The 24,499-nt window shown below is 58.7% G+C and carries 24 protein-coding genes; 10 read left to right on the forward strand and 14 right to left on the reverse strand.

Annotated elements, in window-relative coordinates:
* Window positions 1–2 precede the first annotated feature (2 nt).
* Window positions 3–1,220 (reverse strand): bifunctional alpha/beta hydrolase/OsmC family protein, encoded by a 1,218-nt coding sequence (locus tag CP97_RS11305; protein ID WP_048886029.1) that lies wholly within the window; start codon window positions 1,218–1,220, stop codon window positions 3–5.
* Window positions 1,221–1,365: 145 nt separating this feature from the next.
* Here CP97_RS11305 and purS point away from each other — a divergent pair, with 145 nt between their 5' ends.
* Window positions 1,366–1,602, forward strand: a complete 237-nt coding sequence (gene purS, locus CP97_RS11310; protein ID WP_048886030.1) for a phosphoribosylformylglycinamidine synthase subunit PurS — start codon at window positions 1,366–1,368, stop codon at window positions 1,600–1,602.
* Window positions 1,599–2,270 carry a phosphoribosylformylglycinamidine synthase subunit PurQ gene (gene purQ, locus CP97_RS11315; RefSeq protein WP_048886031.1) on the forward strand — a complete coding sequence of 224 codons (672 nt, stop codon included), beginning with the start codon at window positions 1,599–1,601 and terminating at the stop codon, window positions 2,268–2,270. The genes purS and purQ overlap by 4 nt, the downstream gene beginning before the upstream one ends.
* Window positions 2,271–2,323: 53 nt before the next feature.
* On the opposite strand, the gene CP97_RS11320 is transcribed toward purQ, so the two are convergent.
* The 4 genes from CP97_RS11320 to glmU all read right to left on the reverse strand — a co-directional run bounded on the left by CP97_RS11320 (window position 2,324) and on the right by glmU (window position 8,266).
* Entirely contained in the window at window positions 2,324–4,672 is a 2,349-nt protein-coding gene (locus CP97_RS11320) for a putative bifunctional diguanylate cyclase/phosphodiesterase (RefSeq protein WP_227819592.1), read from the reverse strand.
* A gap of 70 nt (window positions 4,673–4,742) precedes the next feature.
* Window positions 4,743–6,566, reverse strand: a complete 1,824-nt coding sequence (gene glmS, locus CP97_RS11325; RefSeq protein ID WP_048886033.1) for a glutamine--fructose-6-phosphate transaminase (isomerizing) — start codon at window positions 6,564–6,566, stop codon at window positions 4,743–4,745.
* Window positions 6,567–6,587: 21 nt separating this feature from the next.
* Window positions 6,588–6,899 carry a hypothetical protein gene (locus CP97_RS11330; protein WP_048886034.1) on the reverse strand — a complete coding sequence of 104 codons (312 nt, stop codon included), beginning with the start codon at window positions 6,897–6,899 and terminating at the stop codon, window positions 6,588–6,590.
* Window positions 6,896–8,266, reverse strand: coding sequence for a bifunctional UDP-N-acetylglucosamine diphosphorylase/glucosamine-1-phosphate N-acetyltransferase GlmU (gene glmU / locus CP97_RS11335; RefSeq protein ID WP_048886035.1), 1,371 nt, complete (start codon window positions 8,264–8,266; stop codon window positions 6,896–6,898). Before glmU ends, CP97_RS11330 begins: the two co-directional genes overlap by 4 nt.
* Before the next feature lie 94 nt (window positions 8,267–8,360).
* On the opposite strand from glmU, the gene CP97_RS11340 reads away from it, so the two are divergent.
* Window positions 8,361–9,047, forward strand: a complete 687-nt coding sequence (locus tag CP97_RS11340; protein WP_048886036.1) for an HAD-IA family hydrolase — start codon at window positions 8,361–8,363, stop codon at window positions 9,045–9,047.
* A gap of 39 nt (window positions 9,048–9,086) precedes the next feature.
* On the opposite strand, the gene CP97_RS11345 is transcribed toward CP97_RS11340, so the two are convergent.
* From CP97_RS11345 to CP97_RS11360, 4 genes are read right to left on the reverse strand one after another with little or no spacing between them, the layout of a single operon-like run.
* Entirely contained in the window at window positions 9,087–9,446 is a 360-nt protein-coding gene (locus CP97_RS11345; RefSeq protein WP_048886037.1) for a DUF2794 domain-containing protein, read from the reverse strand.
* Entirely contained in the window at window positions 9,446–10,168 is a 723-nt protein-coding gene (epsC, locus tag CP97_RS11350; protein ID WP_048886038.1) for a serine O-acetyltransferase EpsC, read from the reverse strand. Before epsC ends, CP97_RS11345 begins: the two co-directional genes overlap by 1 nt.
* Window positions 10,169–10,198: 30 nt before the next feature.
* Window positions 10,199–10,804 carry a P-loop NTPase family protein gene (locus CP97_RS11355; protein ID WP_048886039.1) on the reverse strand — a complete coding sequence of 202 codons (606 nt, stop codon included), beginning with the start codon at window positions 10,802–10,804 and terminating at the stop codon, window positions 10,199–10,201.
* A gap of 21 nt (window positions 10,805–10,825) precedes the next feature.
* Window positions 10,826–12,112 (reverse strand): hypothetical protein, encoded by a 1,287-nt coding sequence (locus tag CP97_RS11360; protein WP_048886040.1) that lies wholly within the window; start codon window positions 12,110–12,112, stop codon window positions 10,826–10,828.
* Window positions 12,113–12,180: 68 nt separating this feature from the next.
* On the opposite strand from CP97_RS11360, the gene purM reads away from it, so the two are divergent.
* From purM to CP97_RS11375, 3 genes are read left to right on the forward strand one after another with little or no spacing between them, the layout of a single operon-like run.
* Window positions 12,181–13,278 carry a phosphoribosylformylglycinamidine cyclo-ligase gene (gene purM / locus CP97_RS11365; protein ID WP_048886041.1) on the forward strand — a complete coding sequence of 366 codons (1,098 nt, stop codon included), beginning with the start codon at window positions 12,181–12,183 and terminating at the stop codon, window positions 13,276–13,278.
* A 33-nt stretch (window positions 13,279–13,311) separates the two neighbouring features.
* Window positions 13,312–14,271 carry a phosphoribosylglycinamide formyltransferase gene (gene purN / locus CP97_RS11370; protein WP_048886042.1) on the forward strand — a complete coding sequence of 320 codons (960 nt, stop codon included), beginning with the start codon at window positions 13,312–13,314 and terminating at the stop codon, window positions 14,269–14,271.
* A gap of 3 nt (window positions 14,272–14,274) precedes the next feature.
* Complete coding sequence (locus CP97_RS11375) at window positions 14,275–15,492, forward strand: sulfotransferase family protein (protein WP_053106623.1); 1,218 nt, start codon at window positions 14,275–14,277, stop codon at window positions 15,490–15,492.
* A gap of 73 nt (window positions 15,493–15,565) precedes the next feature.
* On the opposite strand, the gene ndk is transcribed toward CP97_RS11375, so the two are convergent.
* From ndk to CP97_RS11395, 5 genes are all read right to left on the reverse strand, one after another.
* Window positions 15,566–15,988, reverse strand: coding sequence for a nucleoside-diphosphate kinase (gene ndk, locus CP97_RS11380; protein WP_048886043.1), 423 nt, complete (start codon window positions 15,986–15,988; stop codon window positions 15,566–15,568).
* A gap of 93 nt (window positions 15,989–16,081) precedes the next feature.
* A complete protein-coding gene (locus tag CP97_RS11385; RefSeq protein WP_048886044.1) occupies window positions 16,082–16,522 on the reverse strand; it encodes a hypothetical protein in 441 nt (146 codons plus the stop codon).
* Window positions 16,523–16,588: 66 nt separating this feature from the next.
* Entirely contained in the window at window positions 16,589–17,026 is a 438-nt protein-coding gene (locus tag CP97_RS11390; protein ID WP_048886045.1) for a DNA polymerase III subunit chi, read from the reverse strand.
* The gene (locus CP97_RS15955) at window positions 17,027–17,203 is read right to left on the reverse strand and encodes a DUF2256 domain-containing protein (protein ID WP_082863809.1); all 177 of its coding nucleotides are present in this window, start codon (window positions 17,201–17,203) and stop codon (window positions 17,027–17,029) included.
* A gap of 7 nt (window positions 17,204–17,210) precedes the next feature.
* On the reverse strand, window positions 17,211–18,674 hold the full coding sequence (locus CP97_RS11395) for a leucyl aminopeptidase (protein WP_048886046.1): 1,464 nt from the start codon (window positions 18,672–18,674) through the stop codon (window positions 17,211–17,213).
* A gap of 99 nt (window positions 18,675–18,773) precedes the next feature.
* On the opposite strand from CP97_RS11395, the gene CP97_RS11400 reads away from it, so the two are divergent.
* The 4 genes from CP97_RS11400 (at window position 18,774) to rsmA (ending at window position 24,430) form a co-directional block, all read left to right on the forward strand.
* Complete coding sequence (locus tag CP97_RS11400) at window positions 18,774–21,092, forward strand: LPS-assembly protein LptD (protein ID WP_227819593.1); 2,319 nt, start codon at window positions 18,774–18,776, stop codon at window positions 21,090–21,092.
* A gap of 166 nt (window positions 21,093–21,258) precedes the next feature.
* Window positions 21,259–22,632, forward strand: a complete 1,374-nt coding sequence (locus CP97_RS11405) for a peptidylprolyl isomerase (protein ID WP_048886047.1) — start codon at window positions 21,259–21,261, stop codon at window positions 22,630–22,632.
* Between the two features lie 18 nt (window positions 22,633–22,650).
* The gene (gene pdxA / locus CP97_RS11410) at window positions 22,651–23,610 is read left to right on the forward strand and encodes a 4-hydroxythreonine-4-phosphate dehydrogenase PdxA (protein WP_048886048.1); all 960 of its coding nucleotides are present in this window, start codon (window positions 22,651–22,653) and stop codon (window positions 23,608–23,610) included.
* Window positions 23,603–24,430 carry a 16S rRNA (adenine(1518)-N(6)/adenine(1519)-N(6))-dimethyltransferase RsmA gene (gene rsmA / locus CP97_RS11415; protein ID WP_048886049.1) on the forward strand — a complete coding sequence of 276 codons (828 nt, stop codon included), beginning with the start codon at window positions 23,603–23,605 and terminating at the stop codon, window positions 24,428–24,430. Before pdxA ends, rsmA begins: the two co-directional genes overlap by 8 nt.
* Window positions 24,431–24,499 lie beyond the last annotated feature (69 nt).

Here is a 24,499-nt window from a genome sequence, read left to right on the forward strand (position 1 = left end):
AATTAGGTGATTTCGGTCGAATGAATGTGCAAATCGCCCTTTATAGTCCTGTGAACAGGGCATTTATCGGCGATTTCCATCAGCTTTCTGCGCTGCTCGGGCGTTAGGTCGCCCGACAATTCTATCGCGCGGTCGATCACCTGAATGGCCTCGCCCCCCTTCTCGCAATCCTGACAATCGAGATGATGGTCACGGCTGTGTTCCAGTTCGACCCGCACATTTTCAAGCGGGATCTTCTTACGATCAGCATACATCTTCATGGTCATACTGGTGCAGGTACCCAGCGCTGCAAGCAGGAGATCATAGGGCGTCGGCCCGTGATCTGATCCGCCAAAATCCCTCGGCTCGTCAGCGATGAACTGGTGTGTGGGCGTGCGCACCCATTGCGCGAACTTACCGCCTGCGGTGGACACCTCCACCGTTCCTGCAAAATCAGCACGCTTTTCTGAATGGAGATCTGCCAAAAACGGCGTTGCCCAGGCAGCAATCATGGTGGCGGCATATTCTGCCGATCCGCTTTCGGTCAGCAGATGGTCCGCCCCTTCCAGCGTGACAAAGCTTTTGGGGTGGAGCGCCGCTTCAAAAATCTGACGGGCATTGTCGATCTCAACAGTATCGTCTTGCGGGGCATGCATGACCAGCAGCGCGCGGCCAAGATCGGCTATCCGGGTTTCCTGCGGTTGGCCGCGGCCCTGCTCCAGAAACTCCCGCGAAACGCGGAATTTGCGCCCACCCAGAATGACGTCGCCTTCGCCTTCAGCCTCAATCTGTTCAACCGAATCGCCGAAATGTTCGAATACATGGCTGGTATCGAAAGGCGCGTTGAGCGTGATGACGCCGCGCGCCTGCGGGATATGCTCTGCTGCCGCCAACACCGCCGCACCGCCCAGTGAATGGCCAATGATCAGCAGTGGCGGCAGGCCGCGGTCATCCAGCGCCCGCGCGGCACAAGCAAGATCTTCGACATTGCTGACAAATCCGGCATTGGCAAAATCGCCTGCACTGCCCCCAAGTCCGGTGAAATCGAAACGCAGCACTGCAATCCCCTTTGCCGCAAGGGCAGAGGCAATGCGTGTCGCAGCGTGGCTCTGCTTGGTGCAGGTAAAGCAATGGGCAAACAATGCCGCGCCGTGCGGTTTCTCGTAAAGAGGCAATTCCAGCCGACCGTCGAGCTCTTGTCCGTTCTTGCCGGTAAAGGTGAATTTCTCGGTGGCGATCATCTGGTGTCCTTCCCGCGTTTCATTATCAAACCTGCACCTATATATCGTTTGAGATGGGGGTTGGGTTTCCGCACACTCTTGCCGACAGCGCGGTCAAGCGCCATAGGCTCCGCGCAAACGCTAATCCATGCGAAAGGCCGCTTTCATGAAGATCCGCATCCACGTCTCGCTCAAGCCCGGCGTTCTCGATCCGCAGGGACGCGCCGTTCATCATGCATTGGAAGGGCTTGGTTTTGCCGGCGTGGATGATGTCCGCATCGGTCGTCTGATCGAATTGGAACTGGCGGACAACACCAGCGATGACGCTATCGCCGAGATGTGCGAAAAGCTGCTCGCCAATACAGTTATTGAAAACTACCGAATCGAAAAGGTCGCCGCATGAAGACCGCCGTCGTCACCTTCCCCGGTTCCAATTGTGACCGTGATATGTGGGTCGCGCTGCGGGATGTATCGGGTAGCGATCCGGTAAAGGTCTGGCACGGCGATGCCGATCTTCCCAAGGGTCTTGATTTCATCGCCCTTCCCGGCGGTTTTTCCTATGGCGATTATCTGCGCAGCGGCGCGATGGCGGCCAACAGCCCGATCATGCGTTCGATTGCTGTCGCCGCTCGATCCGGCGTGCCGGTGCTGGGCGTTTGCAATGGCTTTCAGGTCCTCACGGAAGCGGGGCTTTTGCCCGGTGCCCTGATGCGCAATGCCGGCCAGACCTTCATCTGCCGAACAGTCTCACTGAAGGTAGAAAATGCGCAAAGCATTTTTACCCGCGCCTATTCCGCCGACGAGGAAGTTCGTATTCCTGTCGCCCATCATGATGGCAATTATTTTGCCGATGATGAAACGCTGGATCGGCTTGAAGGGGATGGCCGTGTCGCATTCCGCTATATGCAAAATGGCAATGGCTCACGCAGAGATATTGCTGGCATTCTTAACGAAGCGGGCAATGTGCTTGGCATGATGCCCCATCCGGAACGCGCCATCGAGGATGCGCATGGCGGCAGTGACGGACGGCGGCTTTTCGAAAGCGTTCTCGGCCTACTGGAAAACGCCTGACCCTGTTCTGCTGCGCTGAACCCCGCTAGGCTCCGCTCAGCCCCGATAGCCTGTCAGGCAGCATTGCGGCGTTTCGCCACAAGCGAATAGGCCTCACTCGCCTCCATCGGGCGGCCGAAATAATAGCCCTGGATCTTGGTGCAGCCCAGCTCTCGGATCATGTCCGCCTGCTCGACCGTTTCCACGCCTTCTGCAGTGGTTTGCATTTCCAGGCTTTGCGCCATTGCCACCACGGCGCGAATAATTGCGATGCTTTCCGGGCTTTCCTGTGCCGCGCCCTGCACAAAGCTGCGATCGACCTTGATAGTGGAGAAGCGGATTGAACGCAGGTAACCGAGCGAAGAATAGCCAGTGCCAAAATCATCCAGAGCAATGGAGCAGCCCAGCGCGATAATAGCTTCCAGCGCTTCATTCGCCGTGCGTCCATCCCGCAGGAACACGCTTTCCGTGACTTCCAGCTCCAGCCGGTTTGCAGGCAATCCGGTTGCGGCAAGCGCCTCTACCACGGTGGCGGTGAAGTTGGGTTCCAGAAGCTGTTCGCCGGAAACATTGACCGCAACCTTGATCTCTTCAGGCCAACGCGTTGCCTGTCGGCATGCCTCGTGCAGCACCCATTTACCGATGGGGACGATCAGGCGTGTATCTTCGGCCAGCGGGATGAATTTGGCAGGACTGACCATGCCATGCTCTTCGCTTGTCCAGCGTAGCAAGGCTTCGAAGCTGACGATTCCTTCGCTCTGCGCATTGACGACCGGCTGGAAGTTAAGATGCATTTCTTCCTTCGCGATGGCATGGCGCAGCGAAAGTTCAAGCGTGCGGCGCTCTTCGGCATCGGCATGAAGTGACGGGACATAGGTGCAATGCACACCGCCGCCATCATCCTTCGCCCGATAAAGCGCGAGATCGGAATTGCGCATCAGCGTTTCCACGCTCTGCCCATCGCGAGGACCAATGGCAGATCCGACGCTCGCCCCGATGAAGAGCGTGTGATTATCGACGATATAAGGCTGGGAAAGATGTTCGATGATCGTTTCGGCAATCCGGTCCACCCGCGTGTGATCGGTTGCATCGCGGATCACCACGGCAAATTCGTCACCGCCCAGACGGCCACATCTTTCGTTATCAGTGCAGACGCTGTTGAGCCGTTCGGAAACCTTGGCCAGCAGCCTGTCTCCGACCAGATGCCCCAGCGAATCATTGACCGATTTGAAGCGATCGAGATCGATCATCAGGAAGGCACAACGCGTCCGCCACTGCGCTGAATAGCGCATCGCTTCGCCCAGCGCCTCCGTCAGCATCAGGCGGTTGGGCAGGCCAGTCAACGTATCGTAACGCGCAAGATAGGCGATTTTCTCGTCGCTTTCTCGCTGTTCTGTCACATCCGAACCGACCCCGCGAAAACCTACATAATTGCCAGCAGAATCGCGGATCGGGGTGCCCGAAAGCTCCCACCAGCGGCGCTGTTCGCCGATAACTGCCTGCACCAGCAAATTGGAGAAACTTTCACGCCGCTTCAGCCGCTCGACCAGATCGTGCAGGCTGCGGGGCACGTCCCCGCTTTCAAAATTGTCACCGCCGATGAGCTGGATGAAGCGTTCACCCTCCACATCAGCAGGTTCGCGGCCCAACGCAAAGGCAAACCGCGGGCTGACGGAGCGCAGGCGTCGATTATTGTCCACCTGCCACAGCCAGTCCGATTCCTTCTCCTCGAATTCACGCAGCAGCAGGGAAACCACCTCGTCCTTTTCTGCGACGCCAGCTTCCGCGATGCGCGCGGAAAGATTAGTGCGGGCAGAATTCAACGCGCCTGCAACGATAGTGACGACGAAGGCAAAGCTGGCAATTCCGAAGACGTAATCGCCCGAAATCACGAAAGAGGAAACGCCCGCCACACCAACGATCAGATCGAATACAATTGTTGAAATCGGCGCAGTGCTCGATGTTGCGGCACCGCCGGCAACAAGCATGGCAACCAGCGTCCACAATCCAAAATGCTGGGTTGATGATCCAACCGGCGCGAAAAATAGCAGAGCCGTTATCCATGGCACGGCGCACAAGGCGACGGTGCCTGCCTGCTTGCGGTATTCCAACCTGGTCATCTGCCTGCGGGAAATATTGGCAAAATGCCGGTCCACTCGGCCACTGTTTGCCACAGCACCCAGCAAAGCAATCAACCATATGCCGAGGATCCATGCGGGTATCGTATGCAGATAGAGCGCGGCAACCATGATGGCCGCAATGCCATGGCCTGCAAACCGTATGCGCGAGCTTTTGTATAAATCGGCATATTGCAAAGTACGCAGCCGTGCCCAATCACCCTCATCAGGGTCGCGCAGACCGATCACTTGCAGCGGGCCGAGGCGCAGCGGCAATTTCGGTAGTCCGGCAGGATTTTTGCTCACATCCCACGCAATAGGCACGAATGGTTAGTGCTACGTAAATGCTATGGGGTTCGCAGCCATCGCGGCGCAGCTATTCCACGGTAACGGACTTCGCCAGATTTCGCGGCTGATCGACATCGGTGCCCTTCAGCACGGCGACATGATAGGCCAGCAGTTGCACCGGCACGGCATAGACCAGCGGCGCGATCAGCGGATGGACAGTGGGCATCTGGATCGTTGCCATGCAATCCTCTCCTGCCTGCGCAATTCCTTCCGCATCCGAAATCAACACAACCTTGCCGCCGCGAGCCTGCACTTCCTGCATGTTGGACACCGTCTTTTCGAACAACGGCCCTGATGGAGCGAGAACGATAACCGGCACTTCTTCATCGATCAGCGCGATCGGGCCATGCTTCATTTCCCCGCTGGCGTAGCCTTCTGCGTGGATATAACTGATTTCCTTAAGTTTCAGCGCGCCTTCCAGCGCCAATGGGAAATCGGCCCCACGTCCCAGATAAAGAACATCGCGGGCGGGCGCGATGAGATGCGCCATCGCGGCAATGTCATCATCATGATCGAGCGCCGCATTCAGGCAGGCGGGTGCTTCCAGAAGGTGATCGACAATTTTCGCCTCCTCCGCACGGGACAAGCGGCCCTTTTTCACTGCGAAATGCGCAGCAAGCGCGGCAAGCACGGCCAGTTGGCACGTGAACGCCTTGGTCGATGCGACACCTATTTCCGGCCCGGCATGGGTGGGCAGCAAAAGGTCTGCCTCACGCGCCATGGAACTGGTGGGCACATTGACGACGGCAGCGATAACCTGCCCCTGTTCACGACAATGGCGCAAGGCCGCCAGCGTATCTGCCGTCTCGCCGCTCTGGCTGATGAATAGGGCGAGCCCGCCTTCGGGCAGCACCGGTTCCCGATAACGAAATTCGGAAGCGAAATCGATATCAACGGGAACACGGGCGAACCGTTCGAACCAGTATTTCGCCACCATGCCCGCATAATAGGAGGTGCCGCAGGCCACTATCGTGACACGGTCTATCGCGGAAATATCGAAATCGATCTGTGGCAATGCCACCTGCTGTTCGACCGGACGCAAATAGGAATGCAGGGTCTGCGCTACGACGGTCGGCTGTTCGAAGATTTCCTTCTGCATGAAGTGGCGATAATTGCCTTTCTCCATCGCGACAGCCGACGCGCCCGATGCGCGCACATCGCGGTGCACCTCTTTGCCTTCGACATCGCGTATCGTCGCACTGTCCTTTGTGATGGTGACCCAGTCACCTTCTTCAAGGTAGCAAATCTGCTGCGTGAGCGGGGCGAGCGCCAGCGCGTCTGATCCGAGGAACATCTCACCCTCGCCATGTCCGACGACCAGCGGCGAACCGAGCCGTGCCCCGATCAGCAGGTCTGGGTGATCGCGAAAGGCAATCGCCAGCGCAAAGGCACCACGCAGCCGTGGCAGGACATTGGCAACGGCATCCTGCGGCGAAGCGCCATTTTCAATCTCGCGGCTGATCAGGTGAACGACAGTTTCTGTATCGGTATCGCTTTCAAAGCTGCGACCGCCCTTGCGCAATTCGTCACGCAATTCCTTGAAATTTTCGATGATGCCATTGTGCACGAGAGCTACCTGCGGGGTGGCGTGCGGGTGAGCGTTCTTCTGCGTGGGGGCGCCGTGCGTGGCCCAGCGGGTGTGTGCGATGCCCGTGGTGCCCGGCGCAGGGTTGCCCGCCAGTTCCTCGACCAGATTGTTGAGCTTTCCTTCAGCCCGGCGACGGATCATCTCGTCATTGTGAAGTGTGCAGACTCCGGCGCTGTCATAACCGCGATATTCCATCCGCCGCAGCCCATCAACAAGCCGACTTGCCACACTGGTTTGACCAACAATTCCGATAATTCCGCACATAGGTTCTGGCCTTCTTCCGCGTCAGTGCGGGAAATTGGTGTCGACAAAAGTGTGCGTGAACTGGACTGCATCCGGTTCTGCGCCACTATCCCATAAAAAGTTGATCCGGCCCTTTTGCCAGACTTCAAGAATGGATGCTTCCATCGCTTCCGGAAATTGCATGCGGCTGGCGACGATTTCCCGCCAACTGCCTTCCTCGCCAAAGGTATGGCGGAAATGCGGCTCACTCTGCGTCAACCAGTCCTCGTTCGCCTGGTCGAGTGCGCCAATTGCCGAAAGTACATAGGAATCGAGCAGACGGAGGAACGGTTTGCCATCATAGCGATCGCTCACTTGCGCTCCGCCTTTTTCTTTTTCATCGTATCGTGAAAGCGATCTGCCCAGCCCGGCTTTACCAGCTGTTCGGCCCGCACCATGCGCAATTCGCCATCACCGACATCGCGGCTGACTGTGCTTCCGGCGGCAACGATGGCATCGGCACCGATCTTGACCGGAGCAACCAGCGCACTATTCGATCCGATAAAGGCGCGCGGCCCGATTTCGGTCTTGTGTTTGAAATAGCCATCATAATTGCAGGTGATTGTGCCTGCACCGATATTGGCATCCGCACCCACGGTTGCATCACCGATATAGGACAAATGGCTTGCCTTGGCGCCTTCGCCGATGGTAGCCTTCTTTATCTCGACGAAATTGCCGACCTTGCTGCCCTTTTCCAGCACGGCACCGGGACGCAAGCGAGCGTAGGGGCCAACTTCCACATCCTCACCAACATGCGCGCCTTCGAGGTGGCTGAACGCCTTGATATGCGCGCCCGTTTCCACAGTTACGCCGGGGCCGAAAACGACATGTGGCTCCACCACCACATCGCTTGCGATCTGGGTGTCATAACTGAAATATACGCATTCAGGAGCGCGCAAAGTCACCCCCGCTTCCATCGCATCGGCCCGCTTCAGATTTTGCCACTGCAATTCTGCAGCCGCCAGTTCGGCGCGGCTGTTTATGCCAATGACTTCATCGGGCGTGTCCGTGCTGACAATTGCACAATTGCGTCCGTCGGCAATTGCGATGTTGACGATATCCGGGAGGTAATATTCATCCTGGGCATTATCGTTGGAAACACGGTCCAGCAGCGCAAACAGATCTTCCGCGCGGGCAGCCAGCAAGCCGGAATTGCACGTGGTGCAGCCCCTTTCCACCTCGCTCGCGTCCTTCCATTCCACCATCTTTTCGATGTGATCGCCGGATGCGATTACGCGGCCATAACGCAGCGGGTTCGCCGGTTCGAAACCCAGCACCACGGCGGCCGGCGAGTCCGCGGCGTTGAGCCGATCAACCATCGCGCGCATTGTGCTGGTAGAAACGAAGGGCACATCGCCGTAAAGGACCAGCACATCTCCTGAAAATCCGTTGAGCGCGTCCTTGGCCTGTTGCACGGCATGGCCTGTTCCCAGCTGCGGTTCCTGCACTGCAAATTGCGTGCGCTTTCCCAATTGGTCATGCAATTGTTCGCGCGCTTCGCCCACGATGGTGACGAGGCTGGCAGGGGCCAGGGCCTCTACACTGGCAAGCAAGTGTTCGATCATCGGCCTGCCACCCACATCATGCAGCACCTTGTGACGGCTGCTTTTCATGCGCGTACCCTTACCTGCGGCAAGGATTATCGCGGCGATCGGTCTGTGCTGTGTGTCGGCTTCGTTCATTCTTCGGGCCATGCCACCAAATCGCGGCGCCTTCAAACTGTTGCGCCATCAATTCATTGCGGTTTACAAATAGACGTCTATCAGCGCGGGCGACATGGCAGATTTTCCCTTTGATATCGTCCTGTTCGACCTTGATGGAACTTTGGTCGATTCCGCACGCGATCTTGCTCCTGCAGTCAATCACGCCCTGACGATTGCCGGACGACGCGCGGTACCCGAAAGCATGACGCGGACATTTATTGGCGGTGGAGCAAAGCTGATGCTGCAGCGGGCGCTGGAGGCGACCGGCGGCATGGTCGAGGATGCCGAATTCGCATCACTGACTGAGTCGCTGCTGGACCATTATGTGGAACATATCGCGGATAATACCGTGCCATATCCCGGCTGTGTCGCAGCGCTCGGTCAGCTTCGCCGCCAGGGCTGCACGCTGGCTGTCTGCACGAATAAGGCTGAAGACGCTGCGCGTCGGCTGCTGGCCAGACTCGAAATGGCAGATCACTTTACCGCGCTTTACGGGGGCGATACGCTTGGGCGCGAAAGGTCCAAGCCCCAACCGGACATGCTGCACGCCGCCATCAGTGATTGCGGCGACGGACGCGCAGTGATGATCGGCGATTCCACCTTTGATGTAGGCGCGGCGCGCAATGCCGGCATCCCGGTGGTGACTTGCCGTTTCGGCTATCACGATGTTCCGGTTGCCGAGCTGGACGGCGATATCATGATCGACCATTATGATGAATTGGCGCAGGCGCTCCAGACACTCGATCAGGCAGGTATATAGGCTTTCCAATACAGCCCCGCCTGACGGTCTTGCCTCAAATCAGCCGTCGATTGCCTTGACCAAGCGCCGCTCTATCGGGGCGAGCACGCCCGCCAGCTCATGCCCGCGTTTGAGCACCTGCACGCCTTCGCCAAACAGCGTCCACATGCCCTGGCGGTTGCGCAGCGATGGCCGCTTTTCCAGCCGCATTTGCGGCACCTCCGCTGTGCGGCGAAAAGCGGCGAACACGGCACAATCCCTGGTAAAATCCATCGCGTAGTCACGCCACTCCCCCGCTGCGACCATACGGCCATAAAGATCGAGGATGCGGGTCAATTCATGCCGATCAAAACCCGTTTGCAAAGGCGCGCGATTGCCGGGAAATGGGAGGATATTAGGAGCGCCGGAGGTCGGCCCCATCAGTTCTGCGTGCCGCTCTTGCGTGCCGTTACGCGTTCGACATTGTCGGTATCGGCAGGCGGCAGCGATTTGCGCAGCGCATTGATCTGGTCCGACAGTGCGGCGAGCTGGTTTTCCAACGCCTGCACGCGATCATCAGAGCCAGGCTCGCACGGTTCGTCGCATGGCGTGCCATAGGGGATAAATTCCTTCATCCATTCCTCTGCAGGAACTAGCGTGGATCGCGCTTTGAGGCCGATCATGGTCGCGCCCTCTGTCACATCGTCCGTTACCACGGCGTTTGCGCCCACGCGCGCCCGTTCACCCACGATGATCGGCCCGATCACCTGCGCGCCCGATCCTATGATGACATTGTCACACAAGGTAGGGTGACGTTTACCGCCTTCGCCATTGGTGGGATTGGTCCCGCCCAGGGTAACGCATTGGTAAATCGTCACATCGTTCCCGATTTCAGCCGTCTCACCGATAACGGTAAAGCCGTGGTCGATAAAAAGGTTCTTGCCGATCTTGGCACCGGGATGAATATCGATCGCGGTAAGGAAGCGGCTGGTATGATTGACGAATCTGGCCAGGAAATACATCTCCGCTTCAAACAACCAATGGGCAATTCTGTGCATGCCAAGCGCCAGAACGCCAGGGTACAGCAGGATTTCCCAGCGAGAGCGCGGTGCCGGGTCGCGGACATGGACCGAGTCCAGATAGAGTTTCAGCTGTTCAAACATGATGTTTACAAGTTTCCCATCAAAACTCGATCAAAGCAAGCGCGGCTCCACAGGGCCGTGCACGGCTTCCAGCGCGGCACGCCAGATGCCTTGCGTAGGTGGGGCTTTTCGTTCGAGAGACAAGCGATCGATCATCGCCACGAGTCGCTCCAGCTCTGCCTGAGATCGGCTGGCGCGCGGCACGAGATAATCTGCCCCCTCCACGGGCAGCAACAAGCCCCGCTCATCAGCCAGCGACAACAGCAATTCATGCGCCATTACATCGTCGGGCTGGGTGATTTCCAGCTGGAGCGAGCCGCCAAGGCGTGAGCGCAGATCCGGCAGGGCAATATTCCATGGCGGTTCTCCGCCTACGACCAGCAGCGCCGTGCCGCTTTCCTGCGCCCTGTTCCAGCGGTGGAAGACGGCATCTTCGAGCAGGGTCTGTGCATCGTCTATCGCCTCACCGCGTCCGCTTTCGGCAAACCAGCGCGCAAATAGCGATTTTCCCGAACGCGGTGGTCCAGTGAGAACAGCAGTACGAAACGGCCAGCTTTCGGGCATGGTAAGCGCCTCTGCCACGACCGCATTGGCAGAACCCACCACGATGCCGGCAGGGCCGTTTCCGGCCTTCAGAGGTAGGGCGATCTGTTCCATCTACACCGCTCCTGCCGGAGACTAACGCGAAATACCGAGCGCGTTCTGCCCCTCGTTAACCGCCCAGCCGCGCGAACGCAGCGTCTCGGCCAGAGCGGATAACTCGCCGCGATAGCTCACGCGCAGAACCGATGCACCGCCAATCGCCGTGGATGTCACGGACACCCCGCCGACACCCGGTGTGCCGCGCAATAGCGTCAGGGCATTGTCGTAGGACGCGGCATCAGGTGTGGCGACCTGCACGGAGAAGGCGGAGGAGGTAGCAGGCGCAGGATCAGCTTCCGTGTCGCCAGTTAAGGTGCTTGCTGTTTCGTCCCCGCTAGTGTCGCTGTCATTGGCTGCGGCAAAGCGTTCTTCCTCCTCGGCGCGGCGCGCTTCTTCGAGCAGGGCGCGCAGTTCCGGGCTCATTTCCAGATTGTCGAGCGTCAGCGTCGGGTCGGGCCGCAAGGTTCCCGATGCAAGCGCAGCGGAGAACATGCGGTCGAACCGCTGCACTGCCCGATTGAGCATGGCGGGCAGTTGCGAAGCGTTTTGCGCCTGCATGGTGAATTCGCCAAGATAGCGATTGTCCGGCCCATATCGCGCGGTGAAATGCCCCTTCACAGGGCCGCCCGGCCATTCCCATTGGAGATGAACAATCGGAACGAGCACATCTGCCGCACCGAACTGGTCAAGAATATTGTTCCACCAGGCACGGCTGGGGCGACCGGTCTGGCCATAGGTCAGCAACAAGGATTCCCCGCCTGCACCAGAGGGCCGAACGTAATCGATGGTGCTGGCGCCAAGCTGGTGTTCAGCCCAGGCACGCTGCCACGGATTTCGCACTTCGAACATGGTTTGCGTGCCGCCCGAAATCATGACCGGCAATGTCAGCATTGGCGCCGAACGGCTTCGTCTGCCTTGAGAACCAAGCAATGATCCGGCGCGCTGGCGATCAAAAATCACACCCAGGCGCGCAATATAGCGGCGCGGGCCGATATGCTCTTCTTCCACTACGATGGCCGAAACCAGCGAATCGAGGCGCGAATCGGGTATGTCCGGACCGTCCAGTTCTTCCCAAGCCATGCGCTGGGCCATCCGCCAGCCATTGGCGCGCGCCTCCTCTGCCGAATCGCCCGTTGCATTCACCTCTATCCCGCCAATGTCGATATCCGTGCTGCTCGCCACAGGGGCGATACCGCGTTCGCCGGAAATCTGCGCAAACAAGGCCACCACAGCCACCAGGCCGAAAAGCATGATGGCCGCGCCGCCAATAAGGGCCGGAAGGTGCCTTGAAGACAGGCGGGAGGGGAGAGAAAATACGCTCATCGGGGAAATCCCGTGCCTTTTGCCTAAAGGCGAGTGGAAATCCAAGCACGAAAGCCTATGGCAGGACCATGAGTTCCAAACCGACCTCCTACACCTATGAGCAAGCCGGCGTGTCGATCGATGCGGGCAACAGGCTCGTCAAGGCAATCGGCCCGCTGGTCAAGGCCACCATGCGTCCCGGCGCAGATGGCGAAATCGGCGGCTTTGGCGGCTTCTTCGATCCGCGCGCTGCAGGTTATAAGGATCCGCTGCTGGTCGCGGGCAATGATGGCGTGGGTACCAAGCTCAAGCTTGCCATAGAAAATGATCGGCATGACAGCGTTGGCATCGATCTGGTCGCCATGTGCGTCAATGATTTGATCGTGCAGGGTGCAGAACCGCTGTTCTTCCTCGATTATTTCGCCACGGGAAAACTTGATAACGGCGTCGCCGAGCGGGTGATTGCAGGCATTGCGCAAGGTTGCCAGCAAGCCGGATGCGCATTGATCGGGGGCGAAACTGCGGAAATGCCGGGCATGTATGCTGCAGGCGATTATGACCTTGCGGGCTTTTGCGTCGGCGCTGTCGAACGCGGCGAACAATTGACTGGTGACAAGATCGCACCCGGCCATGTGCTGCTTGGGCTGGCAAGTTCGGGCGTTCATTCAAATGGCTTTTCACTGGTGCGGCGTCTTGCAGAAGATAAGGGCTGGAAGCTCGACCGCCCTGCCCTGTTCGACCAGGACCGCCTGCTGATAGACGCGCTGATCGAACCCACACGGATCTATGTCGAAAACCTCCTCCCAATCGTCCGGGCCGGACAGATCGACGCGCTGGCGCATATCACCGGCGGTGGATTGCTGGAAAATCTTCCGCGCGTTCTGCCCGAAGGCGCACGGGCCATCATCGATGCCGATGACTGGAAGCAGAGCGGATTGATGGCTTTCCTGCAAGCTCAGGGCAATATCGAGCCGGGCGAAATGGCGCGCACGTTCAATTGCGGCGTGGGCATGGTTATGGCGGTGACCCAAGATCAGGCCGAAACCGTAAGTTCAGCGCTGACGGATGCTGGCGAAACCGTATTCACCATTGGTGAAATCGTGGCCGGCCAGCGCGGATGCAGCGTACGCGGATCAGCTGGCACATGGTCGGGCAAGGCAGACTGGGAAGCCGCGCATGATGCGTGAGCCGTTTTTCGCCAATGTCGTGGCGATGAACCAATGACCAAGGCCAGGATCGCCTGCCTGCTATCGGGTAATGGCACCACAATGTCCGCGCTTCTGTTCCATTCGCGCCTGCCTGATTGCCCCTATGAAATCGTGCTCGTCGCTTCCAATGCCCCGGACGCGCCCGGCCTGAAGATTGCAGCGGCAGAAGGCATTCCGACCTTCGCGCATGATCATCGCGGCATGGATCGCCGTGAGCACGAGAAGATCATGCACTGCGCCTTGCGCGATAGCGGGGCCGAATATCTCGCACTGTGCGGATATATGCGCATCTTGAACGAGGAGTTCGTCGCCGGATGGGAAGGCCGGATGGTGAATATCCATCCTTCGCTTCTCCCTAAATACAAGGGCCTCGATACGCATCAACGCGCCATTGATGCTGGCGATGCGTCCGGCGGATGTTCGGTCCATGTCGTGACATCGGAACTTGATGGCGGGCCAGTACTGGGGCAGGTGCCGGTGGCGATTCTGCCGGATGACACGGCAGACAGCCTCGCGCGGCGGGTGATCCTTGCCGAATACCAGCTCTACCCGCGCATGGTGGCCGAATATGTGGGACGGCAATACCGCGCTGACTGGCTGTTGGAACGCGCCCGCGAATTGGCACTGGCTCTGCCCGAAGCGGAAGAGCGCGAAAGCCACGGCGCGCCGGGCTGGCGATGCGGCGGCAAAAGCGGCAAATATTTCGCCCATTTCAATGGTAGGCATCACGGCAGCGAACATATCGCCCTGCTGGTGAAGACGAGCGGGCCGGATGAACTGGCTGGTCTCGTCGAAACAGCGCCCGAAACTTATTACAAGCCTGCCTATTATGGCGCCAGTGGCTGGATCGGCATCATTCTCAACCAAGCAAATGTTGATTGGGACAATGTCGGCGAATGGTTGCGCAGAAGCTGGCGTATGGTCGCACCCAAGCGGCTCACGAAATTGCATGATGCTGCGGACCAGTTCTGAGGCATGAGCCCTCCACCGCGTCCGCACCCCCTCGCCCGCTCTCCTCGTGTCGATCGGGTATGCGGCTGGCTGGAAGGTGCTTGGGCGAAAGGTATCGCAACACGTCCATCGCTTGATCCCGATATCCTGTGGGGCAAGGCGCAGCTCGAAGTGCCAGCAGAAGGCGAGCGCGGGCCAAGGGGCGATGCAGAGAAGGCCGATTTCCGGCTTCGCCTGGAAGTGCTTGCCGAATCGCTGAGTGCAGAAGCGCAGCTCAATGCGCTTGGTCTCACCATGGCACATGGACAATTGGTGCGCGTCATCCGCCAGCGTCTGGAACTTGGCGAAATGTGGCGAAGCCGCCCGGAAGTGGTCGATCACCCGCTGGTCGCGCCGATAATTGTCGTCGGGCAGATGCGCAGCGGAACGACCCGAGTGCACCGTCTGCTCGCCGCCGATCCGGCGCATTCCGCCACGCGCTTTTGCGACAGCTGGCTACCGGTCCCGCGCCGCCCTGATACAAGGCCCGCGTGGTCCGCGCTGTCCCTTCTATTTGCCCGCACTCTTGATCCGTGGCTCGATTCGATTCATCCCTTCGGCACTACGCGCGCGGATGAAGAATTGGGCTGGCTCGCCTGCGCGCTCGATCACTGTGCCTATGAGGCGCAGTGGCGAATCCCCGGTTTCAGCGCATTTTCAGAAACGCGCGACCCGGCACCGGTTTATCGCGAATTTGCGCGCATCCTGCGTACTGACGCACATTTCCACGGTAATTCAAATCGCCCACGCGTGCTCAAAGTGCCGCAATTTGCTGAAGACCTTCCTTCACTGCTGAGTGAGTTTCCCAATGCCCGCGTCGTGATGACCCGGCGCGATCATGCGGAGATTATCCGCAGCGCGGTGTCGCTTGTGGCAAATCAGATGACGATCCAGTCCAACTCGGTCGATCTTGTGTGGATCGAGGCGGAGGTCGCCCGCAAGATCGCGTTGCGCGAAGACAGGATGGACCAGGCACTGAAGGCATTCAACGGCCCGCTCGCCCAGGTGGAGTTTGACGCGCTTGATACCGATTGGGAAAGCGCCATCACGCAGGTCTATGGCGATCTGAATTTGCCCATTTCAAACGCGATACTGTCCGCAATGCGGCAGGAACAGTCCCGCCCGGGACTATCAAAACTTGGTGCGCACAAGGGGCAGATCGTGCAATTTTCTACCGTCAAGAACGCCGCACCCACGCAATAGCAAAAGGGCGAACCGCGCAGACCCTTTAGCCTGACACGATCCGCCCTCAAAATGCGCGATATGTCTGTCGATATCAGCCGACGATTTCGTTCTCGTCGAAAAAGAAGTCGATTTCGATCTTGGCGTTTTCGTCGCTGTCCGAACCGTGGACGGTATTCGCTTCGATGCTTTCCGCAAAAGTCTTGCGGATCGTGCCATCGTCGGCATCGGCGGGATTGGTTGCACCCATGATCGTGCGGTTGCGCAGCACGGCGTCCTCACCTGCAAGGGCCTGCACCACAACCGGGCCGCTGGTCATGAATGCAACCAGATCACCGAAGAAGGGACGTTCCTTGTGCACGGCGTAAAAGCCTTCTGCCTGCTCTTTTGTCATCTGGATACGCTTGGAAGCGATGACGCGCAGGCCAGCATCTTCCAGCATCTTGGTGACTGCGCCGGTCAGATTGCGGCGGGTGGCATCGGGCTTGATGATCGAAAAAGTGCGGGTAACCGCCATGGGATGTTCCTTAGAGAGATTTCAGAGAGATGTCGTGGAAACGCAGGTTGCGCGCGCCGATAGCGCCACTGCCCTCTCTCGGCAAGCCTTCTGCTAGTTGCTGCCTTCCTTGCCGATGATCAGCATGGCAGTCGTATCACCCTCCGCCGCGCTTGCATTGACGGTGAACATTTCGCCATCGGCGCGCTTTCCAGCGATCACATGCGCCTTGCCCGTACTCATTTCCATATCGATTTCGTAGCCGGCGGTTTCGGCCTGTTCGCGAAAATGGGCCAATACGTCTTCGGGCGAAGCGGAACTGGTCATGATGATAAGCTGCCCTTCACCATCGGCCCCACTCATGGTCGTCGTGCTTTCTATCGCGGCACCCGGATAAATGCTGAAACCGTCGGGCAGGACAACCGCCGCCGTGCTGCTGGTCACTATGCTTTCATTGCCCTCGTCATCGCTCATCCTGATTTCGTTTTCGTCGCCTGCACTGCTGTCGCATGATGCCAGCAGAATCGCCGCGAGGGCTATTCCCGATATGCGCATGATGTCCTCTCCTGTAAGAAATCTTGCAGCCAGATTGGCAGCAATTGGTGCAGCGTCAAACCCTGTTCAGGGCCCCTCGACCCACTTTGCCCCTTGTTGCTTCCAGAATTTGCATTCCAGCTCCTCACGATCTTGCAGCGCTTTCCAGGTCGCTCTCGCCCCAGCGATGGTTTGCTGGTCGAAAAGGTAGAGAACGCGTGCAAACCCGTCGCCTGGTTCACGCCATTGTCCGTCGGCAATCAGCAGAAAACTTGCCCCGTTGACACGATTGATCTCATCGGAAAGGAGGATCGGCTGGCGCGCATCATGCGCATCGCCCGCAATCCCGTTGGCGAGGAAAGCTTCGGGCGAAGCGCTCCACAATCCGCGCGAGATTTCTTCGATCAGTTCCAGATCATCGGCAACCACTACCAATCGTTCTCCCGCTTCGCGAACCTTCCTCGACAGAAGGACGATGGCAGCCGCTGCAGTATCGCTGGACAAGAGGTAGAAATCGACGCGCATCTATCGCCCTGCGGTTTCATTGCATGCCGAGATTTTTGGCTTGTTTCGCCGGCATCGTTCAGAACAGAACCGGACATTGTCCCAGTCCCGCTCCCATTTCTTTCGCCACGCAAATGGCAGGCCGCATGCAACGCAAACCTTGCTCGGAAGATCCGACTTGCGCTGCATGCGCGCCATTGAAGGCCTACGCCTTCGTAGTGTTGCGGATGAAGCGATCAAGCAGGCGCACGCCAAATCCGGTTGCGCCCTTGTCCCAGGTGGCACCCGGCTTGTCGGACCAGACCATCCCGGCAATATCGCAATGCGCCCAGGGCGTATCGTCTTCGATATATCGCTGAAGGAACTGCGCAGCGGTGATCGATCCGGCAAAGCGCGGTCCGATGTTCTTCATATCGGCAATGGGGCTGTCGAGCAGTTTGTCATATTCAGGTGCGAGCGGGAAACGCCACAGCTTGTCGCCCGCTTCCCTGCCCGCGCCAAGCAGATCGTCTGCAAGGCTGTCATCATTGGAAAAAACGCCGCCATGTTCAGAACCAAGCGCGATCATCATCGCGCCTGTCAATGTGGCGAGATCCACAATGCGTGCAGGTTTGAATTCGCGCTGTACCCAGGTGAGCGCATCGCACAGGACCAGCCGGCCTTCGGCATCGGTATTGAGCACCTCGACTGTCTGGCCGGACATGGTGGTAACAACATCGCCGGGACGCATGGCCTTGCCGTCCGGCATATTTTCTACCAGGCCGCAGACACCCACGACATTCGCCTCGGCCTTGCGCAGAGCAAGTGCAAGCATTGCACCTGCCACGGCGCCCGCGCCGCCCATGTCCCACTTCATGTCTTCCATGCCGGGACCCGGTTTGATTGAAATGCCGCCGGAATCGAAAGTGACGCCTTTGCCCACAAAGGCCACGGGTGCCTCACCAGCTTTGCCACCCATCCACTTGATCGCCAGAATGCGCGATGCTCGTGCCGAGCCGCGCCCCACACCCAGTAAGGCACCCATGCCCAACTGCTCCATCTGATCTTCATCCAGCACGACCAGTTCGGCCCCAGTGCCTTCAAACCGGCCCTGACAGCGTTCCACAAAACTTTCGGGATAAATGATATTCGCTGGTTCAGCGACGAGTTCGCGGGTGAATTCGACACCGGTGGCCACTGCCTCCGCATCTTCCCACGCAGCCTCTGCGCCATCTGGCGCGCCTGCGACCACGATGCTGGCCAGGGTGCGTTTCTGTTCGTCACGAAGGCGGGTGCGATATTCGTCCCAACGCCATGCGCGCAGGCGCGCACCTGTCAGCACTGCGGCCGCTTCCTCTGCGTCCAATCCACTGGAGGCGACATCCAGCGCCATTTCCTTTTCGCCGCTACAAAGATATTTTGCAGTAAGTGCAGCGCCGGCTTTTTCGAGCGCGGCGTGCCGTGCCTTGTCATTTTTCTTGCCTGCACCAGCCAGCGCCAGTCGCACAACATCACCACCAACCTCATAAAAGCCTTCGAATATCTGCCCCGGCTTACCCGTAAAGCGCGATGCCTGTGCCCCTTTCGCGACAGTGGGCGGCAAGCCTGCAGGCAATTTCCCCTGATCGATGACACGCGCAACAAGGTGCGGGCTGGCGGCTTCAAGGTCGGGGCGAAATTCGATATTCATGGCGGCTCCGGGAGTTCGAGTCAGTCGCTATTCCTGCAGGATCGTTCACCCTGCAAAGCTGTCGTTGCAGTTAAGAGCGCACGGTGCGATAGGCAAGCCATGCTCCCCGGCTCGTTTCCCGGTGCCATGCAGGCACCGCACACATTTTGTCGCTATTTCTCCACCGCGTCTGCGGCATTGGCGATGCTTGCCTGTTCGTATTCCGCTGCGAATGCGCAGGACCTGCCAGACCCGCAGGACACAAGTGACGATCCGGCGGGGGATGCAGGCCCAGCGCCAATCGGTCCGGTAATTCCCGAATTCAACGAAGGCGGACAGCGCCAGATCGGGTTTGAAGCAGATAGCCTGGGATATGACCAGGGAACCAACACGATCACCGCGTCCGGCAATGTCCTGCTGAAATCAGGTGATCAATCGGTCCATGCCGAAACCGTTTCGTGGGATCGCGAGTCCGGCGAAATCGTGGCGAGCGGTAATGTCCGTCTGGTGGACAAGGATGGCAACCAGCTGTTCACGGATAGCGTCACGCTGACCGATGAACTTGAGGCAGGCGCGATGAGCAATCTGCTGCTCGCTTTCCGACAGGGAGGCCGGCTTGCTGCCGAACAGGCAACGCGAACTGCCGGTGGCGATATCGAACTGACCCGTGCGGCCTATTCTTCCTGCCCCGTGGTGGATGATGAAGGATGCCCGCAAAGTCCCAGCTGGCGCATCACGGCAGAGCGGGTATTCTACGATGACGAAACGGCGCGCATCCGTTTTTCCGGCGCCTATCTGGAATTGTTCGGCACACGAATCCTGCCTTTAATCGGGGTGACCTTGCGCGCCGATGGCGGGCCAAGCAGCGGGTTTTTCATTCCCGATATCGGCCTTACCGCTTCTAACGGGGTCGAAATCAGCGACAGCTATTATTGGCGGATCGCCGACAATCGCGATCTGACGTTGACAGGCTATGTCTTTACCGAAGCCGCACCAATGTTGTCTGCGGAATATCGCCATCTGACGGACAATGGCGCATTCCAGATAACCGGATATGGGACATATGGTTCACGCATCCCGCTTAATGCCTCCGAACCTTCATCGGAAGATGACTTTCGCGGCTATTTTGCTGCCAATGGCCGCTTCCAGCTGGACGAAAACTGGACAGCGTCCGGTTCCATCAGGGTTGCCAGCGACCGCACCTTCCTGCGGCGTTACGACATCAGCCGTGATGACCGCATCCGTTCCACGATCGAGCTGGAGCGGATCGATGAAAATTCCTATATCTCGATTGCGGGATGGGCAACGCAGGCGCTGCTGGTAAGCACCGATCAAGGGCGGGTGCCCTGGGCTTTGCCGCTCATAGATGCACGCTATCGGCTGCAGGATCCGGTCTTTGGCGGAACAGTGGAATTACAGGCCAATACGCTCGCAGTCACGCGGGCAGAAGGGCAGGATACCCAGAGGGCGTTCACTGGTGCACGCTGGGATCTGCGCAGCATAACGCAAATGGGGCAGGAGATCACCCTGACAGGTCTCGTCCGCGGCGATGTTTATCATTCGGATCAGAACGAATTGACCCTTACGCCAAGCTATCGCGGCGAAAGCGGCTGGCAGGCGCGCGGCATCGCGACCGCCGCTGTGGATGTCAAATGGCCATTTATCGGTGAATTTCTTGGCGGCACACAGATTTTGACTCCGCGTGTGCAAATGGTCGCTTCGCCTGAAATCCGTAATCTGGACATTCCCAATGAAGATGCGCGCGCCATTGATCTTGAAGATTCCAACCTCTTCGCGCTCAATCGTTTTTCTGGCTATGACCGCGTGGAAGACGGCGTTCGCGTTACCTATGGCCTCGACTGGCAGGCCAATATCCCCGGCTGGCGGATTAAGACGACTATCGGGCAATCCTACCGCCTGACGAACGAGGAAACGCTGTTTCCTGACGGAACCGGATTGAACGAAAAATTCTCCGATTTCGTCGGCCGGACTGAAGTGCGATATAATGATTTCGTCAAGTTCACGCACCGTTTCCGGCTCGACAAAGACAATCTGGGTGTGCGCCGGAACGAGGTTGACGCGACAGTCGGCACGGATCGCACCTATGCGGAAATAGGCTATCTGCGGCTGAACCGCGATATCGATTTCTCGCTGGAAGATCTTCAGGATCGCGAGGAAGTGCGGCTGGCTGGCCGTGTCGCCTTTGCGCGCCATTGGTCTGTATTCGGCTCGGCCGTGGTCAATCTTACCAATCGCGACGAAGATCCGACGCTGGAAGCCGATGGCTTCGAACCGCTACGGACGAGATTGGGCATCGCCTACGCTGATGACTGCCTTGAATTCGGTTTCACCTGGCGGCGCGATTATATCGAGCTTGCCGATGCCCAGAGCGGTAACAGCTTCCGCGTCTATTTCTCACTCCGCAACATCGGCATCTAGGCACTATCCACGATGCACAGCAAAGAGTTTGCGCGCGTGATTTGGAACTGCGGACACAGTTGGCTAGGGGGGATGGGACAGCCATTGGCTCAGCTAGGGTTAAGCCGGGATTTTCCATTAGGCATCGCATTATAGGGCGCAATATTACCGCGTCGTCGACAGGATTATGAAACACGTGAAAGTCTTCGCGAAGAAAACCACTCGATTTGCGCTCGCCGGCCTTGGCGCCGCATTCATCATGTCATCGCTGACAAGTACCGGTGTGCAGGGGCAGGCCCAACCGAGCTCTAATGACTCCTTTAACCTGCCCGAAGACATTTCTTTCATCGTTCAGCCGAACAACCCGAATGAACGCCGCGCCACGGCGCGGGTCAATGGCTCCATCATAACGGGCACCGATGTCGATCACCGCGTTGCACTTATCCTCGCTGCGCAAGAAATTGCCATCCCGCCTGAAGAAGTCGCGCGGCTGCGGTTGCAGGTTCTGCGCAATCTGATTGATGAAACCTTGCAGGTGCAGGAGGCTGCTGCCCTGGAACTTCCTGTCACACCGGAAGAAGTCAATCAGGCTTATGAACGGTTTGCTATCGAATCGCGTGGAATGAGCGTTGCCGAACTGGACGCCTATCTCACTTCGATCGGATCATCGTCACGCAGCGTGAAGCGTCAGATTCAGGGTGAGCTAGCCTGGAACAATCTGCTGCGCCGCAATATCGCGCCCTTCGTGAATGTGTCCGAAGGCGAAGTGACTGATCTGTGGGAGCGCTTGCAGGAATCTCGCGGAACGACAGAATATAGGCTCGGAGAGATCTTCCTTTCCGCCAATCCCAACAATCGCGATCAGGTTGTAGCCAATGCCAACCAGATTATTGAACAGCTTCGTGCTGGCGGCAGTTTCGTCGCCTATGCGCGGCAGTTCTCCGAAGCGTCCAGCGCTGTGGTCGGTGGCGACCTTGGATGGATCAGGCTCGCCCAGTTGCAACAGCCGCAGCTTGAAGCAGCTGCCGCGCAGATGACTCCTGGCCAGCTGGTCGGCCCACTGGAAATTCCGGGCGGATTTTCCATTCTGCTGATGATTGACGTGCGCCAGATCGGCATGCCCGATCCGCGTGACGCTTTGCTCAGCCTCAAGCAGATTTCCATAGCCTTCCCGGCCGGAATTACCGAGGCCGAGGCAGAGCAGCGCGGTTCCGAATTCATCAGCGCGGTGCAATCCATGAATGGCTGCGGTGATGCAGATGCGCGCGCCGCCGCCATTGGTGCCACCACCGTCAACAATGACGGAATTCCAGTCCGCGCGCTTCCAGAGGCTTTGCAGGGCATCATGTTGCAACTCAACGTCGGGCAGGTCACCCCGCCATTCGGCGATCTGACAGAGGGCATCCGCGTGTTAATGCTGTGCGGCCGGGACGATCCTACTGACACTTCCGGACCTAGCGTGGCCGCCATTATGGAGCAGATCGAAGAAGAGCGTATCAATCGCCGTGCCCAGCGCTATCTTCGCGATCTTCGCCGCGATGCCGTGATTGAATATGACTAGGGTCAGGTCGCTGACACTGTGACAGCGAAGCGCGCCGCCCCGACCGCGCCCCTTGCAATATCGCTGGGCGATCCGGCGGGCATCGGACCCGAAATTATCGCAGCGGCATGGGCACGCCGTGAAGAATTCGATCTACCGCCGTTTCGTGTGATCGGTGGCAGCCAGGTTCTCTCGCATCTGCCGCTTGGAAACGAAATTCCTACCATGGAAGGGCCAGAGGGCGCTTATCTTCCCGGTCATCCCGATGCGGCATCAGCACAGATTGCTCTGGCTTCGCTTACGAGAGCAGTTGCTCTGGTGCGCGAAGGCACATGCAGCGGGATTGTCACCGCACCGGTAGCAAAATCCGCCATCGTACAAATCGCGCCGGGCTTCATTGGCCAGACGGAGTTCTGCGCCGATGCCTGCGAAATTGCGCGCGAAAACGCCGTTATGATGCTAGCCGGACCTTCGCTGCGCGCTGTTCCGCTGACGGTGCATTGTGCCCTCGCCGATGTTCCCGGGCGGCTGTCGCAAGAGCTGATCATGCGCCGGACCCGCATTGTGGCCCGTGCGATGAAGGACGATTTCGGCCTTTCCGATCCGCGCATAGCCATTGCAGGGCTCAATCCCCATGCTGGCGAGGATGGCCATATGGGCCGCGAGGAGATTGAAATCATTTCGCCCGCAATCTTCAAATTGCAGGCAGACGGCATCAATGTGACGGGACCGCATCCCGCTGACACGCTCTTCGCACCGCACAAGCGCGGCAGCTATGACGCCGCCATCGCAATGTATCACGATCAGGCACTTGTCCCCTTGAAGGCACTCGATTTCGATGAAGGTGTCAATGTGACACTGGGCCTGCCGATTGTACGCACATCTCCCGATCACGGCACCGCTTTTGACATTGCAGGCAAGGGTATTGCGCGTGCTGACGCCATGATCGCCGCAATACGGATGGCAGGCGAAATGGCGGCGCGGCGCGCCCATGGCTGAATTGCCGCCCCTGCGCGAAGTGATCAAGGCGCATGGCCTTTCGGCTTCAAAGGCGTTGGGCCAGAATTTCCTGCTCGACGAACAATTGCTGGATCGCATCGCTGCCATTCCGGGCGATCTTGCGGGCAAGGCTGTGCTGGAAATCGGACCGGGTCCGGGCGGCCTGACCCGCGCTTTCTTAAGGGCTGGCGCGCGCGTTACGGCAATTGAACGCGACAGCCGCTGCATCCCCGCCCTTGCCCAATTGCAGGAGGCTTTCCCCGGTCAATTGCGTGTGATCGAAGATGATGCGCTTAGCATCAATCACGATGATCTGATGGGTGAACCTTACGCCATTGTCGCCAATTTACCCTATAATATCGGGACGTTGCTATTCACCAACTGGCTGTCCGATCAGACATGGCCGCCGCGATGGACCAGCCTGACATTGATGTTTCAGCAAGAAGTCGCCCGCCGTATCGTGGCGGCTGCAGGTTCGGGCGAATACGGGCGGCTGGCGGTGCTGGCGCAGTGGCGATCTCGCGCAAAGCTGGCGATGAAGGTGCATCGCAGCGCCTTTACTCCGCCACCCAAGGTGATGAGCGCTATCATTCATTGCGAACCGATTGCCGCACCCGATAGTGTGCGGATCTCCACTCTGGCGCGCGTTACGGAGGCCGCTTTTGGCCAGCGACGCAAGATGCTGCGGCAGAGCCTCAAAGGGGTTGAAGGCGCATTGAGTGCGCTCGAAACGCTTGGAATTGACTCCACGCGCCGCGCAGAAACGCTTTTGGTGGAAGACTTCGTATCGCTGGCGCAATTGCTCGATCAGCGCCGCTGATCCGCATCTGCCGGCAAGAGCTGGTTCGGCCCGCCTTGCCTCTCGCGCCACAATATCCCATGCCCTGTT

Origin of the sequence: Aurantiacibacter atlanticus (genome assembly GCF_001077815.2) — a bacterium.
Taxonomy (GTDB): Bacteria; Pseudomonadota; Alphaproteobacteria; order Sphingomonadales; family Sphingomonadaceae; genus Alteraurantiacibacter; species Alteraurantiacibacter atlanticus.